Source organism: Mycobacterium sp. NAZ190054, assembly GCF_001545925.1.
Taxonomy (GTDB): Bacteria; Actinomycetota; Actinomycetes; order Mycobacteriales; family Mycobacteriaceae; genus Mycobacterium.
The window spans coordinates 1-2,747 of the sequence record NZ_LMVQ01000372.1 but is presented as its reverse complement, the minus strand read 5'-3'; the positions used below and the strand labels follow the sequence as shown (position 1 = coordinate 2,747).

The 2,747-nt window shown below is 69.3% G+C and carries 3 protein-coding genes and 2 pseudogenes; 2 read left to right on the top strand and 3 right to left on the bottom strand.

All coding sequences use genetic code 11. The features are described from left to right. Positions 1 to 388, bottom strand: a pseudogene (locus ASJ79_RS21990) (hypothetical protein); the annotation flags it as partial. 71 nt (positions 389 to 459) lie between these two features. After that, positions 460 to 1,383, bottom strand: a complete 924-nt coding sequence (locus ASJ79_RS21985; RefSeq protein WP_067959895.1) for a UTP--glucose-1-phosphate uridylyltransferase — start codon at positions 1,381 to 1,383, stop codon at positions 460 to 462. Positions 1,384 to 1,449: 66 nt separating this feature from the next. Here ASJ79_RS21985 and ASJ79_RS21980 point away from each other — a divergent pair, with 66 nt between their 5' ends. After that, positions 1,450 to 2,043 (top strand): 5-formyltetrahydrofolate cyclo-ligase, encoded by a 594-nt coding sequence (locus ASJ79_RS21980; RefSeq protein WP_067959893.1) that lies wholly within the window; start codon positions 1,450 to 1,452, stop codon positions 2,041 to 2,043. Between the two features lie 82 nt (positions 2,044 to 2,125). Next, positions 2,126 to 2,449 carry an FmdB family zinc ribbon protein gene (locus ASJ79_RS31390; RefSeq protein WP_082753988.1) on the top strand — a complete coding sequence of 108 codons (324 nt, stop codon included), beginning with the start codon at positions 2,126 to 2,128 and terminating at the stop codon, positions 2,447 to 2,449. A 142-nt stretch (positions 2,450 to 2,591) separates the two neighbouring features. On the opposite strand, the pseudogene ASJ79_RS35195 reads toward ASJ79_RS31390, so the two are convergent. After that, positions 2,592 to 2,747, bottom strand: a pseudogene (locus ASJ79_RS35195) (hypothetical protein); the annotation flags it as partial.

Sequence of the window (2,747 nt, the reverse complement as noted above, 5' to 3'; positions counted from 1 at the left end):
AGCTGCGGCGGTGGCGCCGCGGCCGGTGCGGGTCGCGATCGCCGAATCCCAGGGCCTGATGTGCGCCGAAGAGGTGGTCACCGAGCGTCCGCTGCCCGGTTTCGATCAGGCCCATCACCGGAAGGCTGATCTCCCGCGGTCGGCTCTCGTCGCGGTCGGCGTCACCGTCGGCGCCCTCCCCCTCGGCCGGCGCCCCGATGCCGAGGACATCGACGCTGCGCACGGCGTAGCCGTCGATGGCGGCCTGATCGAAACCGGGCAGCGGACGCTCGGTGACCACCTCTTCGGCGCACATCAGGCCCTGGGATTCGGCGATCGCGACCCGCACCGGCCGCGGCGCCACCGCCGCAGCTGCTACCCGGGCTTGCTGCTCCTCCACCGAACGCACGGCACGCCTTTCTCACGTTGCAGGGGCTGGCGTCGACCGATCGGTCCGGCGGATGCGCTCGATCGCAGCCGCTACTGCTCGGACGTCGCCGGAGCGAGGCCCAGCCGCTCGACCAACCACCGGCGCAACTCAGGCCCGTAGTCGTCCCGCTCCAACGCAAAGTCAACCGCAGCCTTCAGGTAGCCTCCGGGATTTCCCAGGTCGTGTCGAGAACCGCGGTGGACCACGACGTGGACCGGGTGGCCCTCCTCGATCAGCAGCGCGATGGCGTCAGTGAGCTGCAGTTCGCCGCCGGCGCCGCGCGGGATGCGCCGCAGCGCATCGAAGATGGCCCGATCGAGCACGTAGCGCCCGGCCGCGGCGAACAGCGACGGCGCTTCCTCGGCCTTCGGCTTCTCGACCATGCCCTTGACCCTGAGCACATTCGGGTTCGCCGCGTCGGGAACCTCCTCGACGTCGAACACGCCGTAGGCGCTGATGTCCTCGCGGTCCACCTCGATCGCGCACAGCACCGTGCCGCCGCGCTTGGCGCGCACCTTCGACATGGTCTCCAGCACGCCGGTGGGCAGCACCAGGTCGTCGGGCAGCAACACCGCGACCGCGTCTTCGTCGGCCGACAGACTGTCCTCCACGCAGCCGACCGCATGACCGAGACCCAGCGGTTCGGCCTGGACGACGGACTCCACCTTGATCAGCGCGGGCGCCCGCCGGACCTTCTCCAGCATCGACTTCTTGCCGCGGGCCTCCAGGGTGCCCTCCAGCACGAGGTCTTCGACGAAGTGCGCGACGACGCCGTCCTTGCCCTCGGAGGTGATGATGATCAGACGTTCGGCGCCGGCTTCGGCCGCCTCCGCGGCGACCAACTCGATGCCGGGCGTGTCGACCACCGGCAGCAACTCTTTCGGCACCGTCTTGGTGGCGGGAAGAAAACGCGTTCCCAGCCCCGCTGCGGGGACGACCGCGGTGCGCGGAATGGCAACTTCAGGCCGGTTCATCGTTCACACACTAACCTCTCTGAGTCGGTTGTTCTCTCCTTACCCCGTCGTTCCGAGGACTAGTCGGTGCCGTTGACGAAAGCAGAAGTGCGCAGCGAAATCTCCAGCGCCCGTCGGTCATTGAGCCAGCAAATACGTGACCGCGAGGCGGTGCAGCTGGCCCGCCATCTGGCCGCGCTGGTGGCACCGGGGACGACGGTGTGCGCGTACATCCCGGTCGGCTCCGAGCCGGGATCGGTCGCCATGGTCGATGATCTGGTCCGTCGCGGCTGCACCGTGCTGCTTCCCGTGGCGCGCGAGGACGCCGACGGCACCCCCCTTCCGCTGCGGTGGGGCCGGCACACGCCCGGCGCCTTGGTCCCGGCGCCGTTCGGGCTCCGCGAACCACCCCCGCCGTGGCTACCCGCCGACGAGGTGAGAATCGCGGCCACGGTGCTGGTTCCGGCCCTGGCCGTCGACCGCGGCGGCGCCCGGTTGGGTCGCGGCGCCGGCTACTACGACCGCACCCTGCCCCTGGCCGGCGCCGGGACGGCGTTGGTCGCGGTGGTGCGCGACGACGAGCTCGTCGACGATCTGCCCTCCGAACCGCACGATGTGCGGATGACCCACGCGCTGACCCCAGGTCAGGGGTTGGTGACGCTCGGCCGTGGCCGGGAGTGACGGGGAATGGCCGGGCCCGGCTGGCGGTTCTAGCACTTGAGCCGGTAGAGTGCTAAAAAGTTTGACCACCTCGGAGGTTTGAGTGCCCACTTATTCCTATGCGTGCACCGAATGCAGCAACAAGTTCGACGTGGTGCAGGCGTTCACCGAAGATTCGCTGACCGAGTGCCCCAAGTGCGACGGACGGTTGCGCAAGGTGTTCGGCAAGGTCGGCGTGGTCTTCAAAGGCAGCGGCTTCTACCGTACCGACAGCCGGGAATCCGGTAAGAGTTCGTCGACGTCCGGCAGTTCCACGAACGGATCGGAATCGTCTTCGTCCTCGTCGTCGTCGGAGAAGTCCGGTTCGTCGGACAAGTCCACCTCCTCGACCAGCTCGTCGGCGCCCGCCGCCGCTGCGTCAAGTTGACGGTCGTTATCCACAGCTTCGAAACTCAGTGCTGACCGGGCACGTCCGCGCTCTCTAGCGTGGGTGCATGGCGCACCCGCTGGACCGCTCGGCGCTCGATCGGCTGAGCCGCGCGCTGCGCCCGGACTGGATGCGCACCCCGGCCGCCCGGCGGGTCGAACCGCATCGCCCCCGACGACAGGAAGGTGATCTGGTCGTCGGGCCGCCACTGCAGCGTCTGGGTGCGGGTCTGCCCGTCCGGGAAGGGGACCGTGAACGTCGGGGCGGAACCGGGGGCCAGGTCGGGAGGGCGTCCGGG

Coding starts and splice junctions, on each gene's coding strand:
- ASJ79_RS21985 (WP_067959895.1), bottom strand. CDS start 1,383: ATGAACCGGCCTGAAGTTGCCATTCCGCGCACCGCGGTCGTCCCCGCA.